Here is a 19,140-nt window from a genome sequence, read left to right on the forward strand (position 1 = left end):
GATATCCTATAGGGAATCAAAGGATGGACCCACCGCGAATTTTTATTAAGCTTGCAACAAAAATTCGGGGTGGGAATCGAACCCACTAGAACCGGCCAGACCGGTGGCGCACCATTTGCCTTCCCTATGTACTTTATTAGGTTGGATCGTGAAGTTTTTAATGAATCACCTTCCGTTTTGTAATTTTATTTTACACTGGTTTGAAATGAAAGGGAATCATTTTTTTTAGACAAAATAGTGACAAAAAACGACACGGTATTTAGGGGGATTTTCCTCCAATTTCAGCAGGACCGGACTATGTCCTGTTAAGTGTGATAAATATTGTCCAGTGCTTCTGACAGTGCTGCATGCTGGAAGGTATAACCGTATTCCGTTAATTTTTTCGGCAGCACATACTGGCCCTGCAGAACAAGTTGACTCACTTCTCCTGCAGCAAGGGAAAAAAGTCTGGACGGGACTGTAGACCAAAAAGGGCGTTTTAATGAACGGGCTAAAAGTTTCATGAAATCCATATTGCGTAATGGCTGGGGAGCTGTGGCATTTACTGGTCCCTTCATATGGGAATGGAACAAACAGTATATAATGATTTCTACGACATCGTCCACATGGATCCATGAAATCCATTGCTCGCCATTGCCGATTTTTCCACCTGCGAACAGCTTAACTGGTAAAGCCATCATCGGCAGCGCACCTTTTTCCCCCAGTATGACGCCGAAACGAACAAATATGGTACGGATATCGAGTGATACCGCTCTTTCAGCTGCATTTTCCCATTTTTTCGCAACGATTGCGAGGAAGTCTTCACCAGCTTGTTTTGTTTCCTCTGTGTATATCAGGTCTTCTGACGTCCCATAGTAGCCGACTGCTGATGCGCTGATGAAGGCTTTTGGTTTGGCAGGCATTTTTGACATGAACTTCACCAGTTTATCTGTCATGAGGAGCCTGCTGTCGATAATTTCTTTCTTTTTCTTTTCTGACCAGTAACCAAACAATGATTCCCCGGCCAGGTTGATCACTCCCTCCATTGCTGGAAGTTCGTCAGTCAGTTCATCTGTATGAATGAATGTTGTATGTTCGTCATTTTGGTGTGCTTCCGGACTTCTTGTCAAAATAAATATGTGATGGTCTTCCTGCTTAAGGCGTGCAGCCAGTTTTGTCCCTACGAATCCGGTCCCGCCCGAAATAAGGAAATTCATCGCCATTCTCCTTCGTCATAATGTTCTTTGTCCCCATTATATATGAAAAGAGTGCGCTTTCATAACGAGAGACTATTCTTAATGGTTTTTCGTACACCATAGATGTATCATGATAGAAGGGAGGAAATAAAGATGAAGAAAATCACCAGGATCACAACACAGAAAAAAAACAAACATCGTTTCAATGTTTTTGTAGAAAACGGAAAATCAGATATGTATGCTTTTAGTGTGGATGCCGATATCCTAGTGAAGTACAATCTTCGTAAAGGACTGGAATTATCCAATGGCGACTGGGAAGAACTACAGGAGCAAAATGATCTGCAAAAGGGCTATGGAATGGCTTTGCATTTTTTAAGTTACCGTATGCGGACTAAAAAAGAAATTCATGACTACCTGTATGGTAAAGATGTCGACCCAGAGCAAATCACCGAAATAATAGGACGTTTGGAAAAAGAAAAATTATTGGATGATCAGGAATTTGCAAATGCTTTTGTCCGTGACCGTATGGAGTTCTCAACAAAAGGTCCGCAGATTCTTATACAGGAACTGATAAAAAAAGGTGTGCCACAAGCGCAAGCCGCCGAAGCTGCTGCCGCCTATACGTATGAAAAACAATTTGAAAAAGCATTCAAGCTTGCTGGAAAAAGGTTGGAACGTTCCACAAGCAAGTCTTTCAAACAGCAATTGCAGCAACTTCACGCTCATTTGCTCCAAAAAGGCTTTTCAAATGGGGTGATAAAGGATGTTGTGGAGCGTTATAAGAATGAAAAGGATACTGATGGTGAGTGGGAGGCTTTGTTAAAACAGGGGGAAAAGCTTTGGCAAAAAAATGCCAGGAAATATGAAGGATACAATTTGCAGTTGAAAGTGAAGGAAGGGCTTTACAGAAAAGGGTTCGAATTGCAAGCAATTGACAGGTTTATAGAGGAGAAAAAGACGGAAAATCAAAGCTAAGACCGGAGGAGAGGCAGAACCAGGTATGAAAGCAGGCAGCTTTATCTGCTGCCTGCTTTCTTCGTCTTTAGCGATCGATATAGATTGTTTCTCTGCCATCATCTTCGTTGAATATTTGAGCCGCTACTGATTCTGCCCCTTTCAGATTTTCCGGTTTATCGACATGCGTATGTTTATCCCAAAAAGGCGTGTTCATGCCACCCATATAGACCGCAGTAACACGGACCGATTCATCCTGCAATTCTTTTCTTAAGCTTTCTGTAAACCCTCTGACAGCAAACTTGCTGGCACAATAGATGGATTCATGGATTTTTCCGCGCAATCCCGCAGTAGAAATGATATTCAAAATTCTGCCATGGGTTTTGCGGATCAGTTCCAGTGCGGATTGAACCGCTAGAATCGTACCTTTGACATTTGTATTCAACATACGTTCTATGTCTTCAAGTGAATATTGCGCTATTGGTCCAAATGCGCCAATCCCGGCATTGTTAATCAACACATCTAGCGTGCCGATTTGCTGAAAAGCAAGACTGACTGAAGCGGGTTCTGCTACATCACAGATGACGATTTCAGCACTGCCTTTTTGTTGGTATATTTCATGCATGACCATATGTAATTTATTATCCGTTCTTCCAAGTAAATATACATGATAGTTATTTTTGGCGTATTCCAATGCCAATGCCCGGCCCAAGCCGCTGCCAGCACCTGTTATTGCTACTGTAGGCATCATGTACTCCCCCTTTTATTAACCAAAAGTCTAAAACTATTGTCTAACGTAATAAAGAAATTGTAAAATGATATGAGAAGGGAGTTCGAAACAATGAATTACCGATATAGTGATTATTCTGTTGAGCAGCTGAGACAAGAAGTAGGCAAGCTGAAAGAACAGCTTCAAAAGGCAGAACAGCTGGGAAATGTCAGTGAGGCAGCCATATATGAAAGAAAAATGCAGGTCGCGCTCGCTTATACATTAAGCCCTGCAGATTTCAAGCCGGGAGAGACGTATCCCTTACGGATGGATCCAGGACATCGTTTTAAGATAGACCATTTGGAAGGTGTATTTGCTTGGGGCTATCGTATAAATTTGCTTGATGACGTATATGAAAAACTGGAAGCTGTTCCGATTTCTCTGTTAGGGAATCAATAAAGGACTTTTGAAACAAACAAAAAGCAGCGGATTCCCCGCTGCTTGCTTTCATCATTGCTTATATAGGATTATCTCCGACAAGTAATTTGCGTTTCAATTTTCTTTCGGAATATATCCAACCGGTATAAGAACTAATAATATGCCGGTCTTTACCAACCTGGACAACAGCAACAAATGGGTAATAATCCTTTGATCGGTATCGTAAATCAATAAAACGGATTTCTGTATACTGATCATATTCATTGATTTCCCACCGGTACACCGGTGAAAAGGAAAGAAAAGCAGAGATATTGCTGTCAGTGTTTGCAAGTGCCATTACATCAGAAGCGGGCAGTGGGACCTTATTGAATTCATCAACAATTTCGATATGCCCATTGCTGACAGTTCCTACATAAAATTTGTCCTTCGTCGTAATGGCTACACGCCAATCGTTTTGCTTCATGGTTGGGGACGTTGCCACCTGTAAGGTGTCAGGGAAATAGTCGTTTATTTTTTTGACAATTTCTCTTTTGTCCATGTACCGTTTGATATAATACAGGAAAATTACTGCGTAAATTGACAGGAATGTGTAACCAGGGTTTGCCCCGATAGCCCAGGCGATAAGTCCAACGACATGTAAGCCGAATATGAACGGATCGAAAGTATTGATAAATCCGTAGGCCACCCATCGGTTGGAAAACGGTCGGTAGGCCTGTGTTCCATATGCATTGAATACATCAACGAGTACGTGAATGATCACCGCTGCAAATGTCCATGCCCACAGATGAGCTAAGGATACCTCAGGCGCAAACGCATGAATCACGGCTGCAATCGCAATTCCCCAGAAAATGACAGCTGGGAGCGAGTGTGTAAGTCCCCGGTGGTTTCTTATATATGTTGCATTGTTTTTCAGTTTAAGAACAGTATCAAAGTCTGGTGCATTTGAGCCGATGAGTGTACCGGCCAAAACGCAATTAAAAAGGGTTGGATCATTGTGAACGGCTGGATCCAGTGTTGCGAGACCTCCTAAAGCAATTCCCATAACAATATGGGTACCTGTGTCCATAAATGTGTGTCCTCCTTGGATGTTGACGAAAATGATTTCCAACTACCTATACTTATTATTGTAACATAAGGAAGTGTTTTTTATGAAAGATGAAACGTTACGATATTTTGACAATTCGGGCTTCCAAGAGAAGCTTATTTCCTGGTATCAAGCTAATAAACGAGATCTGCCGTGGCGGCAGAATCAGGATCCTTATCGTGTCTGGGTTTCTGAAATCATGCTGCAGCAGACAAAAGTAGATACGGTCAAACCATATTTTGAACGCTTCATGGAAAAGTTCCCAACTGTTCATGCGCTTGCTGAGGCTGATGAACAAGCTGTTTTAAAAGCATGGGAAGGCCTTGGTTATTATTCCCGGGCACGCAATTTACAAACCGCTGTACGTGAAGTGGTAGCGGAATATGATGGAAAAGTGCCAAAGAATAAAAACGAGTTGGGAAAGCTGAAAGGTATCGGCCCATATACAAAGGGAGCTATTCTTTCTATTGCTTTCGGCCAGCCGGAACCTGCTGTCGATGGAAATGTAATGCGGGTGCTCTCACGTGTACTTCGTATTTCAGACAATATCGCTGAGGCCAAAGTGAAAAAAAGATTTGAAGCAATCGTCAGTGAAATGATTTCCAAAGATGATCCATCTTCTTTCAATCAGGGATTGATGGAACTCGGGGCATTGGTATGCACACCGAAAGCTCCCCTTTGTTTATTTTGCCCGGTTAATGCATATTGCCGCGCATTCTCGGAAGGGATTCAGGAACAGCTCCCAGTGAAATCGAAAGCGAAAAAACCGAAAAGAGTTACATATTTGGTTCTTTTGCTGAAAAAAGGTAAGGAAGTCATTATTGAACAACGTTCAGAACAGGGACTTTTGGCAAACCTCTGGCAATTTCCTATGATCCCAATGAAAGGTGAAATGGACGCTGCGCAGGCGGAAAAATGGTTTGAAGCAGAATATGGGTGGTCCATCCAGATTGGAAAGGAAGCTGGGGAATTGAAACACGTCTTCACTCATCTCGTGTGGGACTTGAAAATTTTTGAAGCAGATGTATTGTACGCTTCTGATGATACACGGTTAAAATCGGTAAATGAAATAGAAATCAGTGAATATCCATTTCCTGTCTCTCATCAAAAAATGATGAAATTCCTTTGACTGTGGTAACCAACCATCCCAACCACTTACCAAGTAGAAATGACTTCTTGCTCATCTTATGTTTGATAATTTGAAATGGGGCGGTACACTGCCCAGAAAGTCGTCTCTCCAAAGCATATCAATTTGTCCTTAATTTTTTCTGCATAACAATGAACAAACTGGACAAATTATTAACGCGGAGGTGATAAGGATGGCTAAAAACCCTAAACAAACAAACGCAGGTACAAACGTGCAGAAGGTCAAACAACAAAACCAACAAGCTTCTCAAGGTAACTATGGTACAGAGTTTGCTTCTGAAACTGACGCTCAGGAAGTAAGAAAGCAAAATCAAAAATCACAGCAAAACAAAAAATAAGCAATTCCCCATTGCTGGACAAAAAGAGCTTCCTTCTCTTCAAGGAGGCTCTTTTGTATTTTGGTAAAGATATTATACTGCTTCTGACAGATGAGAAACTTTTAATTACCTGTGGATAGAAGCGAAGGAATAGCTATCCATCCTGATGCTGTCAGTTAAATCGCTTTAAATTTTACATCTTTAACTATATAATGAAGGCATTATCAATTGGTATATGAGACTGGTTAAGCGATTATTCGCAGGAAATATATAGTCCGAATACTTTTAAAAGCGAGAGAAGGTATTCAGATTGTTTAGCTAAATGCTTATGATCCATGGCGCTGCATTATCTTTGTCTGCTGCCAAGAAAGGAAGATTCAATGGTTGCTCCTGATGCTAGATCCGAAATGGTCATTCGCGCATATAAACATAATGGGAAGCTTCATCGGGTATGGAAAAATACGACAATATTAAAGCGGACGGAAAAAACGGTAATCGGAGCAAACGACAAAACCCTTGTTACAGAAAGTGATGGCAGAACCTGGGTTACGAGAGAGCCTGCAATTTGCTACTTTCATACAGAACGATGGTTTAATGTAATCGGAATGCTTCGTGACAATGGTATTTATTACTATTGCAATATTAGTTCTCCGTTTATTTTGGAAGGAAATGTATTGAAATATATCGATTATGATTTGGATTTAAAAATTTATCCTGACATGACTTTTGACTTGCTCGATGAGGATGAATATGAGGAGCATAAGCGATTGATGGATTACCCTCCGAAATTGGACAAGATATTATATGAGCAAATCGAAGAGCTGAAGAGTTGGGTTCTTCAGAGAAAGGGACCTTTTGCGCCAGGGTTTGTAGATCAATGGTATGAGCGTTTTTTGACCTATCTTTGGTGAAATACTCCTTGTTACAATTTGTAGCAAGGGTTTTCTAATGTTTGGCAGGATGCCCCATGAAATAAATGTTTTAAGGATTAGTGATAACATGAAAAGTGTGAAACAATATCTGCAGTTTGTAAAACCGTATAAATGGAAGATATTCTGGACTGTCCTAATTGGAGTCGTCAAATTTGCCATTCCGTTATTGTTGCCGCTCATTTTAAAATTTGTTGTCGATGACATTGTGCAGGCAAAGTCTCTGAGTGATTCAGCTAAAATTTCCAAACTGTTTTGGATGATGGGTGCCGCATTCGTGATATTTCTTGTTGTTCGGCCGCCGGTCGAGTATATACGGCAATATCTGGCTCAATGGGTAGGCAACAGGGTGCTATATGATATCAGAGATAGATTGTTTGATCATATCCAAAGGCTCAGCCTGCGTTATTATTCTAAGACAAAAACCGGCGAAATTATTTCCCGGGTAATAAATGATGTCGAACAGACCAAGAACTTTGTCATGACAGGGCTGATGAATGTTTGGCTGGATATGATGACGATTTTGATTGCAATCGGGATTATGCTGTCGATGGATGTTGGCTTGACGATCGTTTCAATTATTTTGTTTCCGGTCTTTGGATTATCAATAAAGTACTTTTTTGCCAAATTGCGGCGGTTTACCCGGGAGCGCTCCCAAGCCCTCGCCGAAGTACAGGGACATTTGCATGAAAGGGTGCAGGGAATTCCGGTGACAAGAAGTTTTGCATTGGAAGAATACGAGCAAGAGCAATTCGCCAAGCGCAACGAACACTTTTGGGAGCGTTCGATGAATCAGATTAAATGGAATGCAAAAACATTTGCGGTTACAAATACGATTACTGATTTGGCTCCGTTGCTCGTCATTGCATACGCCGGTTATCAGGTTATTATTGGGAATTTGACGCTAGGTACGATGGTCGCCTTTGTCGGCTATATGGATCGCGTATACAGTCCGCTACGGCGTCTCGTCAATTCCTCAACCGTTTTAACGCAGGCAGTTGCCTCAATCGACAGGGTGTTTGAACTTCTTCATGAAAAATATGATATCGAGGATAAAGAAAATGCAGTGGAATTAAAAGAGGTAAACGGACATATCTCATTCAAGAACGTCGGTTTTTATTATGAGGAAAAGGATGAAATGGTTCTGCACCATATCAATCTGGATGTGGAAGAAGGGGAAACTATCGCCTTCGTCGGCATGAGCGGCGGGGGGAAATCGACACTGATCAGTTTGATCCCACGATTTTATGATGTGACAAGCGGTGCCATTCAAGTTGATGGTAAAGACATCCGGGACGTGAAGGTTCGCTCCCTGCGTGACAAAATCGGCATGGTTTTACAGGATAATACCTTGTTTAGCGAATCGATCGCAATGAATATCCGGATGGGTAATCCGTATGCGACGGATTCAGAAGTGGTCTCAGCTGCGAAAGCGGCAAACGCCCATGATTTTATCATGGGTCTGCCACAAGGGTATAACACGATGGTGGGAGAACGCGGAGTGAAACTATCCGGAGGGCAAAAACAGCGGGTAGCAATCGCACGTGTTTTTCTCAAGAACCCGCCTATACTGATTTTTGATGAAGCTACATCAGCTTTAGATTTGGAAAGTGAACATATGATTCAGGAAGCGGTGGAAAAGTTGGCTTCGGACCGGACGACTTTCATTGTTGCTCACAGGTTGGCTACTATCACACACGCAGATAGAATCGTTGTAATTGAAAATGGGGAAATCATCGAATCAGGTTCCCATGAAGAATTGATGAGGAAACAAGGGAGTTATTATAATCTTTATCAAGTACAGAATTTAGATGTAGAAGGACAGCAAACAGCCAGACAGGCACCCTGACAGAATTCAGCGTGTGCCTGTCTGGCTGTTGCTCGGTGTCAAGGGCTATCTGTTTGAATGTCTTGAACCCTAACTTATACTTGTGCAGTAAGTCAAGAATCGGCTTGCTGACTTAAATGATCATTTCATCGCCTGTTTCAGTTTGGCAGTATAGATATTGCGTATCACAATGAAATTGAAAAAATGCAATATGAAAAATATGCCGATCACGGATGATACTGATGTCAATAATGAGGCATGCAGCATATTGTGCAATGCTTTGAATGCGAATGCCGCATGAAGTGCCGCGATAACAAACGGGATAAAAAACAAATAACCGAGCTCTGTTGTTGCTATTTTTCGCATATCTTTGTTGGTCAGACCGATGCGATACAAGGAGCGATAATGGTATAAGTCTTTATCAATATTTTGATACATGCGAAAATATAGGATTGAACCGGCAGCTAAAAAAAACAAAATACTGATGAACACACCAAAAAAGAAAAAATAGGATGTTCCGTTTTTCATATTCAAATAAACAGAACCTTTGGACTGTACATCCGCATGTTCACTAGGAACGGTCTTTTCGATAGCAGTAAGCGTGTCAACGTCTTTACGCCAATCTGCCAATTGGATGGCGTACTGCTCGTGGATATGTTTTTTCGCTGTTTGGTTCTTAAATTTTTGAAACGTATTGTCTGGCAAAATGATGCTATAACCTGCATATGGCGTTGAGTTGTATATATCTTCAGCCATAGCGATAGGGATGCTTTTTTTCATGTGGTCTGAAGACAGTTCCATGGTCGATGGGACTTTGTATGGATAAGCAGGAAGAACTGCCGGCCAGAGTAATAAACCTTTGTTACTCATAGCTGGTAGAGCATGCTGTTTATGCTGCATCCTTGCCATTCGTACGAAATCGGAATAAGCGTAGGCCGTGACTGGGATATGATCCCATTGCTTGCCGCCATCCAGGCGCAATATGATGAATGTGCTGTACATAGCGTTAAAATGGATGTCATTTTCGTCCAGCTCATTCTCCACTTTTTTCATAGATTGATGGAAGTCCGACTTGTTCTTCAAGCTGACCATGCTGAAATCTTGCGGCATGTAATCTTCCAGCTGCTGATCGACTGTATTATAAACACTATAGAGGATGCCAGATGATGTAAAGGATACTGCGCTCAAAATGGTGACAAAGAAAAGCATTTTCGCATTATCTCGGAACTTATAGGCCATATCGGAAAAAACGAGCATATTTTTCCCAAAGAAATATATTCGCGGTATCCGCTTCACTATGCTTGTCAATGCTATAAGGGACTGACTGAAAAAGAAATAGGTCCCAGGGATGACCAGAGCAAGAATCGGAAACATGCGAAGCATCATGCTGATAAGACTAGCTGTATAGGCAAGATAGTATGCATAACCGATCGCCAGCATGGAAAGTGCACTGATGATAAATGAAAACTTCGGATTGCGGTTACTTGCCTGCTGTATTCGAAGCAAATGTAAGATAGGCTTGTTCCGCATCGTCATTACGACAACTAATGTCGTTGCTTCAAACATGAATAGGAACAAGAAGAATGTCCATTTGATTGCCGTAGCCGGGAAATAAAATGGCAGCGCCTGTTCCAGTCCAAGTACTGCGGCAAAAACCATCATGAACAGTTTGACGAGTAAGGCGCCGATTCCGATGCCTGCTAAAATAGCTGTCAGCGCGATAATTGTATTTTCTATGAAAAGCATCAGATTTAACTGAAATTTTCTCATGCCCAGCGTCATCAGCACGGCAAATTCTTTTTTGCGTGACTTGATGAAAGCCCCTGTAGAATACAAAATAAACAAGAAAGAAAACCCGTAAATCATCACTTCTGAAGCAAATACTGCAGTTCGTACGATTTCTCTTGCTTTCAGTAAATGGAGGTCTGGATGAAAGACGATTACAGCAAACATGAAGAAAACTGTCACTGCAAAGGTGCAACTGACAAAATAACTGACATACTGCCGTAAATTGCGTCCGACATTATTGAAAGCGAATTGTATGAAAGTCATCTGTATTTCCTCCCAGTAGTGACTGGACATTTAGAATATCCTGGAAAAAACTTTGCCGGTTGCTGCCGCGCATGATTTCATTAAAGAATTTTCCATCCTTGATGAAGATAATACGTCTGCAAAAACTAGCGGCAAATGGATCGTGTGTAACCATGAGTATCGTATGTTTTTTCTCATGAAGCATTTGCAATGTCTGCATCACTTGTAATGACGACGCTGAATCAAGATTGCCGGTTGGTTCATCTGCGAAGATGACTGCAGGTTCATGAATGACTGCTCTGGCGATCGCAGCGCGCTGCATCTGGCCTCCGGATATTTCGTGGATTCGTTTATGTAAAAACGAATCGAGTGAAAGTATTTTGGCTACATGCTCCAACCTTTTTTTCATCTCGCTTATTTTACATTTTTCCAATGTGAGCGGTAGAAGAATGTTTTCCTTCACTGTCAGGGTTGGCAATAGATTGAAGTCCTGAAAAACAAATCCCATTTCACGCAGGCGGAACGCAGCAAGTTTGTTTTTCGACAAAGAAGTGATCGAAGTACCATTAATGATCACTTTTCCAGATGTCGGTTTGTCAATGGTGGACAGGAGGTTGAGCAAAGTGGTTTTTCCGCTCCCGGATGGCCCCATAATCCCGATGAATTCCCCAGGTTCGACATTCAGATGAAAATGGCTCAGCGCCTGATGTGAGGCAGTCCGTTTGCTGCCGTAAATTTTTGATAGATTATCTGCTTTTAAAAGCGGCATAGTGGCATCCTCCTGTTTTTTGATGTTTTTATCTGTTTTATTCGTCTCCTCGAACAAATGTGATGGTCACGGTAGTTCCGATATTTACATTTGAAGAAACATGAAGTTCATGGCCAAGTGCATTGCAGATTTCTTTGGATAAATAAAGCCCCATGCCTGTCGATTCATGAAAAGTTCTTCCATTGATGCCGGTGAAAAAAGGATCGAACACCCGCTGGATATCTTGGGATGGTATCCCGCATCCTGTATCGCGAATCATCAATCTCCGTTGTCCATGAAGTTGCTCGGCGGTGAAATAAATCTTATCGGATTCTGGCCGGGAATATTTGATAGCATTTGAAATCAATTGATTTAGCACGAAACGGAACCACTTAGCATCGGTTGCGACAATTATTTCTTTATCTATTTCCAAAGAAGGAAAAACTTGATTTCGAATGAAGCTGGATTTGAACTCCTGTATCGATTGCCTGACCATTTCCTGCAAGTATACTTGTTCAACGAGAAAATCACGATCGAATTTTTGAAGCCTTGATTGGTATAAAGCAAGCTCCAACCCTTGCTGCAGCTTTTCCAGTTCCTCCTGCATGTTCTGCTGTAATGTTTCTTCCATGTTTTCTTTTTCCTTTTGTAAAATCAGCTGTAACACAGAAACTGGCGTCTTCATTTGATGAACCCATTGCTGAATAAAATTGAACTCCATCAGTTTCTCTTCTTTAAGCATCTCGATTTCTTCCGTATATTGATTTGTCTGTTCCAGCTGCTGGTCCCTAATAATTGCCAGCAACTTGTTAGGAGGATCGGGTAATTCATCGCTGTAGGGCAGTTTTCTTAGCTGATAGTATTCTTTTAGCTTCATATAACGAAATAAAAGGAAAATAGCTAAACAAACGGTGACAAGCAGGATGATGTAGGTGACCGTGTCCATTCCAATGCTATGGTTGTCGATGGTTGCGGCAAGCTGGACTGTAATGATAATCAAGGCACATTGGGAATAAAAAAACAAAATATAAGATAGCTGGTCCTTAAGAAAAGCCATCATGGTTTGCTGCTCCAGGAATCGATCATCTTATAGCCAGCGCCGCGAAGTGTTTGAATACTGTCATAGATACCTATCTCTTCCAGTTTTTTCCGTAATCTTGTCATATTGACAGAAAGTGTATTGTCATCGACAAAGTTTTCATCATCCCATAATTCTTCAAGCAAATAACTTCTGCTCAGCACCTGGTTCAATTTTTGAGCGAAAGTCTTCAGCAGCGTAAATTCATTTTTTGTCAAGGTAATACGCTGTTGACCAAATTCTGCTTCCATAGCTGTCAGATGGAGAACGAGGCCATTGATATCAATCATGTCCGTCTGATCGTTTTTTGCATATTCCCCATATGTCCGGCGCATTTGGCTTTTGATTTTTGCCTGTACGACATCGAATTGGAACGGCTTTGTTATGTAGTCATCACCACCATTTTCGATAGCCATCACCTGATCCATACCACTGTCCCGAGCAGAAATGAAGATAATAGGACAGTTGGATAAAGTACGAATTTTTCTACACCAATAAAAACCATCGAATTTTGGCAGATTGATGTCTAACAGAACCAGGTGGGGAGATAACGCAGTAAATTCTTCCAGCACATTGTCGAATGATTCAACAGTAGTCACACCATAGGCATACTTTTCCAAGTAATCTTTTAATAGAGCTGCAATTTTCGGGTCGTCTTCTATCAGATATATTTGCTGCATCGCAAACCTTCCTTTTTGATTTTGATTTTATATAAATGAAGCTTTATTCAGCATGGATTCTGCTGAGTGCTAAACCAGCTTATATATGGCACGCGAGTTGGTTACTCGCAGCTTCCCGTTTCCATAGCTGGAGAGGAAAAGCGCAACCAACCATGCATGGATAAGGTGTGTGAAGATAAAGGTTGATTGGCGCCACTCAAAATGAATGATTCCTTCTTCCTTATATCCTACCTTAATTGCAAAAAGAATGACAAGCCAACCCCCATCAACGCATATATATTATAACAAGATATGGGGGCATCCCCTCGCTGCACCTGCAGTGATCACGTATTAATGTACAGGGATTTTCCCCTTGTACAAAAGGAGCATAAAAATGAGATTGGTTGGCTGGCTGGTACTTGCCTTGGTTTGCGTTGTTATGCTGCTCAGTTTTTACGGTTTTGTCATAGGAAGCGGCAGAAAGAGCAGGAAGTGGTTTTCGGAGCGTTTTTCTTTGGAGATGTTTTATACCTTGCTTATCATGTACAGTATTTTCATTATTGGTTTCGGCATGATTTATTTCATCCTTTCCTTTCAGGGGATCATCCTTGTGGAAGATGGCAGTCTGGATCCAGTAAATATGATCGGTTCCCTTATCCATTCTTTTTATTTCAGTGGTGTGACCCTGATGACTATCGGTTACGGTGATATCACCCCGGTCGGGATTGGCCGTCTGGTAGCACTGATCGAGGCTCTTGTCGGTTATGTACTGCCGGCAGCTTTCGTCATGCGTATTGTCCAAAACAATCAGCGCGATCGCCAAGAGTAGAAATACAATATTTTCAATGCTATAGTGAAGTTAACAGTATTGAAATTGGAGGTCTGACAATGAGTAGTGTAGAAATCGGCAAACAAGCACCAGATTTCAAATTACAGAACCAGGAGGGCGAAACAGTCTCCTTACGTGGTTTTCGAGGAAAGAATGTCGTTTTATATTTTTATCCGAAAGATATGACCCCCGGATGTACAACTGAAGCGTGTGATTTTCGCGACCATCATGAGAGTTTTCAAGATGTGGACGCCGTGATTTTAGGGGTGAGTCCTGACCCTGCCAGCCGACATCAGAAATTCATGGAAAAACATGATTTGCCATTCATGCTGCTGGCAGACGAAGACCATGAGATAGCGGAGAAGTATGGTGTCTGGAAATTGAAAAAAAACTTTGGCAATGAATACTACGGTATTGAGCGATCTACTTTTATCATTGATAAAAATGGGATAGTTCAGCAGGAATATCGTAAAGTGAGTGTGAAAGGACATGTGGAAGCGGCACTCGCATATATCCGTGAAAACCTGGCTTGATAAGCTGAATTAGCCAGCGTTAACTGTCTCCGGTCTTAAGGCCGGAGCTTTTTTTGTTAGTCCCAGTGGTGATATGGAAACTTGAGCTGGTAAAAGATATTTCAATTTCATTACTGAAAGTAAACAAGCTCATATCACTTGCTATAGTGTCATAAGATGATAGCAATCTATTGAAAATGGAGGTATTCTTGTGAACATGCAGCAGGTTTCTCTCAAATCCGAATCCAATCCTATTGAAAAGCCTAATTCATATTTTTTCATGAAAAAATTACTTGATGTGACTGTCAGCTTGGCACTGCTCATCGTATTATTGCCTCTCTTCGTTATTATTGCGCTAATTCTCCACAAAAAGGAAGCCGGTCCTGTATTTTTTCGGCAAACACGAATCGGTAAAAATAAACGTCCATTTATTATGTACAGTTTTTCAACTACTACGCCAGCATCAAAAGTCATTCACGCTTTCCCCCCATATCCGAGTCCCAGATCTTGGGAAAATGGACTCCCCGATGAGCTTCACATCAAGCACCAGCATTGCCTTGTTACAAGGACAGGGAAATGGCTAAAAAAACATCATATCGAAAATCTGCCCCAATTATGGAATGTGTTAAGGGGCGATATGAGCCTGGTAGGACCGGCTCCGGAGTATCCAGATATTGCATGCCACTATGATCGTTATCAAGCCAGCAGATTGAAAGTGAAGCCAGGGATGACCGGCTATGCGCAAATCCATCGTCTATCCAATTCACAGCACAGCAAGAAAGTGCGTTTTGATTTGTTCTATATCAATCATTGCTCCGCGCGTCTGGATACAAAGATTGTCATTCATACGATTGGCGCCATCTTAAAAGGGAAGTAGAGAAGACATTCTGATTAGATAAATAAAACGTATACTGAACATTTTGTTTTCCATCGTTGGTCATTCCCGATACAATAAGGCTATACTATTGGCCACATGGAGGAGAAGCAAATGGAGATTCTTTTTTCAACCAAGCTCACTGACGACCAACGAGAATACCTGAAGAGAAAATACCCAGCGCAATCGTTTCATTTTTTTAAAAATATGGAGCAGGCAAAAGCATTTTTGCCCACTGCCGATGTACTTGTTACATATGGCGGAGACTTGAACCGAGAATTAATTCAGGAAGCGAAGCAGCTGAAATGGATTATGCTGTTTTCTGCCGGTATGGATGATATGCCTTTGAAAGAGATTGAAGAGGCGGATATTATTCTGACAAACGTCAGAGGAATTCATAAGGTTCCAATGGCAGAATATGCTATTTCCATGCTGCTCCAGGTATACAGACAGGAAAAAACCCTGGTGAAAAACGAAAACGAGCACAAATGGGAAAAATCTTTGCGTATGAATGAAATAAGCGGAAAAACGATGCTGATTGCGGGAACTGGGGCTATTGGCCAAGAAGTAGCCAGATTGGCTAAGGCATTTCGAATGAAAACAGTCGGTGTTTCGAGAAGCGGGCGAAAAGTCGATTATTTTGATGAGAACCATGCCAATACTGATTTGAAAAAACTGCTGCCTGAAGCGGATTTCCTTGTTTCTGTCATGCCAAGCACAAGAGAAACCTATCATTTTTATACAATGGAGCATTTTAAATTAATGCCGGAGCATGCTGTGTTTTTGAATATGGGACGCGGGGATGCCGTCGGTACCGATGTGCTGCTGGAAGCTGTACGCAATCATGAGATCGCTCATGCAGTGCTAGACGTGTTCGAACAAGAGCCGCTGCCTGAAGACAGCCCGCTCTGGAATGAACGAAACGTTACTTTGACTCCACATTTGTCGGGTGTTTCTCCTGCCTATATGACGCGGGCGCTGGAGATATTCGACCATAATTTGGAAGCCTATTTACGGGATGATCAAGAAAATATGCAAAATAAAATCGACGTTTCACGAGGCTATTAAGATGCGAATTTATACCAGATCAGGTGATAGAGGAATAACTTCTCTCGTATATGGCAAGCGTGTCCCGAAATTCCATCCTAGGGTGGAGGCATATGGAACGTGTGATGAAGCGAATGCGATGATTGGCCTGGCGCTAAGTTTTTTAGAGGATGTCGATTGGCAGGAGAAGGATGCATTTTTGCAGGTGATGTATCGTGTGCAAACAGTTTTGTTTCATGTCGGAGCAGAGTTATCTACACCTATTGGCAAGGAAGTTTACTGGAAACTGACTAAAGACCACATTAAAGAACTCGAGGCAGCAATCGACAAGTGGGATGCTGAATTACCGGTTTTAAAAACCTTTGTGCTCCCATCAGGGAACCAACCGTCAAGTACGTTGCAGGTTGCTCGTACAATCGTACGCAGAGCAGAACGGCTGATAGCTGCGCTTGGAGACGAGTTAGACGGTTCACTCGCATTGTCGTATATGAATCGCCTTTCAGATCTGTTGTTTGTTGCCTCACGATACGTCAATAAACAGCTTGGCGGCGAAGAAAGGCTGTTGCGGACAGATGTATGATTGGTGATCGGCAGTGCGCTGATTATCAAATGAAGGATGTCAGGAACCCTTGTTCTGAAAAATGCGCAAAGTCATAATGATTATCTTTTTTGAATATGCTATTGTTGACAGAACTCATCAATTGAGGGTACACTAATTATAAGAATTATAATCTAATAATTACAGTATATAAATTATCTTGGAAAGAGAGGTGCATGGCGGTGGCAGCAGAGAAATTGCAGCGAGCAATTGATACATTAAAAGAAGCTGGTGTACGAATAACACCACAACGTCATGCCGTGCTTGATTTTTTGTTAAATTCAATGACACACCCGACAGCTGATGAGATCTACAAGGCACTTGAGGGAAGGTTCCCAAACATGAGTGTGGCTACGGTCTATAATAATTTGCGTGTTTTGCGTGAAATTGGACTGGTACGAGAGTTGACCTATGGAGATTCTTCCAGCAGATTTGACTGCAATACATCTAATCACTACCATATCATTTGCAGTGATTGCGGAAAAATTGTCGACTTTCATTACCCATCCTTGGATGAAGTGGAAAAATTGGCGGAACAGGTGACAGGATTCGATATCAGCCATCATCGGTTGGAAGTTTACGGGCTTTGTCCAAATTGCAAAGAAGAAAAGAAAGCACAGATGCATTAAGCATATTTTTCACTATATGCACAGAGTAAAGAGTAAATGGTATTCCAGCAAGCTATATTATTCATTCATGACCAAATCGAATGTGGTTTGGTCTTTTTTTATTCCAAAATTAGGCCGGTTGTATATATAAAGAAACAAGACCCGCGATATTATCGCGGATCTTGTATAAAGGAATAAATGTAATGCTATTCAATTTCATTCATTTTCTTGCTTCATTTTGGATATGGCTTCATTTCGAAAGCGCCGTTTATTATATCGTTCATCAAATTCGATGCCTTCCAGATTTTTATCCAGTGTCAAAGGCTGATTGCAATGCATACATGCATCAACATGTCCAAGCACTTTCGTGGGTTTTTGACAGTTGGGACAGACGACCGGGACGGCTTTGACTGAAAGTGAGCCGATCCATAAGTAGACAACACAGCTGAAAACAACAGCCAGCATGCCTAATATGAAAAACGTTGCCATGAGCCAAGGTATCTTTTTAAACATAATACCTACATACATAAGCAAGATACCTGCGAACACCAGTATTAAGGCAAAGGAACGAATCTTATTTATTTTGCTTGAGTAAGATAATTTTGCCATGCTTGTCCTCCTTAGCTATTACAATTACAGTATAGCACCTTTTTCCAGTTAATGAACACTTCTCCATTTAATTTCCTGTCCGAAAAATGATAAGTGGAAGGTTCTAACCTGCTGATTCTTATTATTCGTTTGACCGCAGTAATGAGTTGTCAGCGATAAAGGAGCCTTAAACACAACATTTCATCTCATAAAAGCTTAATGTCTTTTTCACGAAACTTCTTGTCTAGGACTACATTTCCTGTGATTTCTTTTTCAGCCAGGGGTCTGTGGAAAGCTGAAACTTTTGAATTGGTATCCATATCTTATTCAAATGGAATATTTCCCGGTCTTCCCGCCGAGTCTGTAAAGGGGAGTTGCGGCTGCTTGACTGCATTGACAGTATAAGATTCGTTGTAAATTCCTCTATAGGAGTTTTGGATAAAGCAGTGCTGAATAACCTTATCCCCAGTTTGCTTAAAGGGGAATGGGAATTATCATACTTATTCTTTTAGTAAGCATTGTTAAATGGAATGATCGCATCCGTGAAAAAATTGGGTTGGTTTATGACAGCAACCAACGGCATGATATAACGTCATTTATCTAAAATATATTGTATGCAGGTAGAAGAGAACGACTTTGGTTAAATGAAAGTTATTCCAGCTATACCAGCTATTTCGCCTCAATACAATTTTTGTAAAATAAAATGGAATAATGTTATTGACTTTCATTTGAAAGCATGGTAAAGTAATTCTTGTCGTTAAAAACGAAGGCGATTCAAACCTAAAAACTTCTCAAAAACTTAAAAAAGTTATTGACAACAAACATCGGAAGATGTTATGATAGTGGAGTCGCTGAAAAAACGACAAATGAAAAATGCTTTGATTTCGTTCTTTGAAAACTGAACAAAACGACCAGTATGTCAAGCGAGTTCGATGCAAGTCATCGAATGGAAGATGAAAAAACAACCCTGTTTTTTCAATAAAGCAAG

General features: G+C 41.3%; 20 protein-coding genes. 12 read left to right on the plus strand and 8 right to left on the minus strand.

What is annotated here, in order from left to right:
- Positions 1 to 305 precede the first annotated feature (305 nt).
- Positions 306 to 1,196: a TIGR01777 family oxidoreductase gene (locus ACFSMW_RS20210; protein WP_390358113.1), complete on the minus strand. Its 891-nt coding sequence runs from the start codon at positions 1,194 to 1,196 to the stop codon at positions 306 to 308.
- Positions 1,197 to 1,328: 132 nt separating this feature from the next.
- Here ACFSMW_RS20210 and recX point away from each other — a divergent pair, with 132 nt between their 5' ends.
- On the plus strand, positions 1,329 to 2,150 hold the full coding sequence (recX, locus tag ACFSMW_RS20215; RefSeq protein WP_390358114.1) for a recombination regulator RecX: 822 nt from the start codon (positions 1,329 to 1,331) through the stop codon (positions 2,148 to 2,150).
- Positions 2,151 to 2,217: 67 nt separating this feature from the next.
- Here recX and ACFSMW_RS20220 read toward each other — a convergent pair whose 3' ends face one another.
- Positions 2,218 to 2,880, minus strand: a complete 663-nt coding sequence (locus ACFSMW_RS20220) for an SDR family NAD(P)-dependent oxidoreductase (RefSeq protein WP_390358115.1) — start codon at positions 2,878 to 2,880, stop codon at positions 2,218 to 2,220.
- Positions 2,881 to 2,970: 90 nt separating this feature from the next.
- On the opposite strand from ACFSMW_RS20220, the gene ACFSMW_RS20225 reads away from it, so the two are divergent.
- The gene (locus ACFSMW_RS20225) at positions 2,971 to 3,297 is read left to right on the plus strand and encodes a YfhH family protein (RefSeq protein WP_390358116.1); all 327 of its coding nucleotides are present in this window, start codon (positions 2,971 to 2,973) and stop codon (positions 3,295 to 3,297) included.
- 58 nt (positions 3,298 to 3,355) lie between these two features.
- On the opposite strand, the gene ACFSMW_RS20230 is transcribed toward ACFSMW_RS20225, so the two are convergent.
- Entirely contained in the window at positions 3,356 to 4,342 is a 987-nt protein-coding gene (locus ACFSMW_RS20230) for a metal-dependent hydrolase (protein ID WP_390358117.1), read from the minus strand.
- A gap of 82 nt (positions 4,343 to 4,424) precedes the next feature.
- On the opposite strand from ACFSMW_RS20230, the gene mutY reads away from it, so the two are divergent.
- The 4 genes from mutY (at position 4,425) to ACFSMW_RS20250 (ending at position 8,601) form a co-directional block, all read left to right on the plus strand.
- Positions 4,425 to 5,489, plus strand: coding sequence for an A/G-specific adenine glycosylase (mutY, locus tag ACFSMW_RS20235; RefSeq protein WP_390358118.1), 1,065 nt, complete (start codon positions 4,425 to 4,427; stop codon positions 5,487 to 5,489).
- Positions 5,490 to 5,679: 190 nt separating this feature from the next.
- Positions 5,680 to 5,844, plus strand: coding sequence for a gamma-type small acid-soluble spore protein (locus tag ACFSMW_RS20240; protein ID WP_390358119.1), 165 nt, complete (start codon positions 5,680 to 5,682; stop codon positions 5,842 to 5,844).
- A 359-nt stretch (positions 5,845 to 6,203) separates the two neighbouring features.
- The gene (ntdP, locus tag ACFSMW_RS20245) at positions 6,204 to 6,734 is read left to right on the plus strand and encodes a nucleoside tri-diphosphate phosphatase (RefSeq protein ID WP_390358120.1); all 531 of its coding nucleotides are present in this window, start codon (positions 6,204 to 6,206) and stop codon (positions 6,732 to 6,734) included.
- 88 nt (positions 6,735 to 6,822) lie between these two features.
- Positions 6,823 to 8,601 (plus strand): ABC transporter ATP-binding protein, encoded by a 1,779-nt coding sequence (locus tag ACFSMW_RS20250; RefSeq protein WP_390358121.1) that lies wholly within the window; start codon positions 6,823 to 6,825, stop codon positions 8,599 to 8,601.
- Positions 8,602 to 8,721: 120 nt separating this feature from the next.
- Here the strand turns inward: ACFSMW_RS20250 and ACFSMW_RS20255 are convergent, their stop codons facing one another.
- From ACFSMW_RS20255 to ACFSMW_RS20270, 4 genes are read right to left on the minus strand one after another with little or no spacing between them, the layout of a single operon-like run.
- The gene (locus ACFSMW_RS20255; RefSeq protein WP_390358122.1) at positions 8,722 to 10,632 is read right to left on the minus strand and encodes an FtsX-like permease family protein; all 1,911 of its coding nucleotides are present in this window, start codon (positions 10,630 to 10,632) and stop codon (positions 8,722 to 8,724) included.
- Positions 10,604 to 11,380, minus strand: coding sequence for an ABC transporter ATP-binding protein (locus ACFSMW_RS20260; protein ID WP_390358123.1), 777 nt, complete (start codon positions 11,378 to 11,380; stop codon positions 10,604 to 10,606). Before ACFSMW_RS20260 ends, ACFSMW_RS20255 begins: the two co-directional genes overlap by 29 nt.
- A gap of 37 nt (positions 11,381 to 11,417) precedes the next feature.
- A complete protein-coding gene (locus ACFSMW_RS20265) occupies positions 11,418 to 12,419 on the minus strand; it encodes a sensor histidine kinase (RefSeq protein ID WP_390358124.1) in 1,002 nt (333 codons plus the stop codon).
- Complete coding sequence (locus ACFSMW_RS20270) at positions 12,416 to 13,117, minus strand: response regulator transcription factor (RefSeq protein ID WP_390358125.1); 702 nt, start codon at positions 13,115 to 13,117, stop codon at positions 12,416 to 12,418. The genes ACFSMW_RS20265 and ACFSMW_RS20270 overlap by 4 nt, the downstream gene beginning before the upstream one ends.
- 373 nt (positions 13,118 to 13,490) lie before the next feature.
- On the opposite strand from ACFSMW_RS20270, the gene ACFSMW_RS20275 reads away from it, so the two are divergent.
- From ACFSMW_RS20275 to perR, 6 genes are all read left to right on the plus strand, one after another.
- Complete coding sequence (locus ACFSMW_RS20275) at positions 13,491 to 13,925, plus strand: potassium channel family protein (RefSeq protein ID WP_390358126.1); 435 nt, start codon at positions 13,491 to 13,493, stop codon at positions 13,923 to 13,925.
- A gap of 59 nt (positions 13,926 to 13,984) precedes the next feature.
- Complete coding sequence (gene bcp, locus ACFSMW_RS20280; RefSeq protein ID WP_390358127.1) at positions 13,985 to 14,458, plus strand: thioredoxin-dependent thiol peroxidase; 474 nt, start codon at positions 13,985 to 13,987, stop codon at positions 14,456 to 14,458.
- Between the two features lie 196 nt (positions 14,459 to 14,654).
- Complete coding sequence (locus tag ACFSMW_RS20285; protein ID WP_390358147.1) at positions 14,655 to 15,314, plus strand: sugar transferase; 660 nt, start codon at positions 14,655 to 14,657, stop codon at positions 15,312 to 15,314.
- A 111-nt stretch (positions 15,315 to 15,425) separates the two neighbouring features.
- Positions 15,426 to 16,379 (plus strand): D-2-hydroxyacid dehydrogenase, encoded by a 954-nt coding sequence (locus tag ACFSMW_RS20290; RefSeq protein ID WP_390358128.1) that lies wholly within the window; start codon positions 15,426 to 15,428, stop codon positions 16,377 to 16,379.
- A 1-nt stretch (position 16,380) separates the two neighbouring features.
- A complete protein-coding gene (locus ACFSMW_RS20295) occupies positions 16,381 to 16,938 on the plus strand; it encodes a cob(I)yrinic acid a,c-diamide adenosyltransferase (RefSeq protein ID WP_390358129.1) in 558 nt (185 codons plus the stop codon).
- 200 nt (positions 16,939 to 17,138) lie between these two features.
- Positions 17,139 to 17,585, plus strand: a complete 447-nt coding sequence (gene perR, locus ACFSMW_RS20300) for a peroxide-responsive transcriptional repressor PerR (protein WP_390358130.1) — start codon at positions 17,139 to 17,141, stop codon at positions 17,583 to 17,585.
- A gap of 195 nt (positions 17,586 to 17,780) precedes the next feature.
- On the opposite strand, the gene ACFSMW_RS20305 is transcribed toward perR, so the two are convergent.
- On the minus strand, positions 17,781 to 18,173 hold the full coding sequence (locus ACFSMW_RS20305; RefSeq protein ID WP_390358131.1) for a YgzB family protein: 393 nt from the start codon (positions 18,171 to 18,173) through the stop codon (positions 17,781 to 17,783).
- Positions 18,174 to 19,140: the final 967 nt, after the last annotated feature.

The sequence above is a fragment of the Tigheibacillus halophilus genome (assembly GCF_042683165.1).
GTDB lineage: Bacteria > Bacillota > Bacilli > Bacillales > Amphibacillaceae > Tigheibacillus > Tigheibacillus halophilus.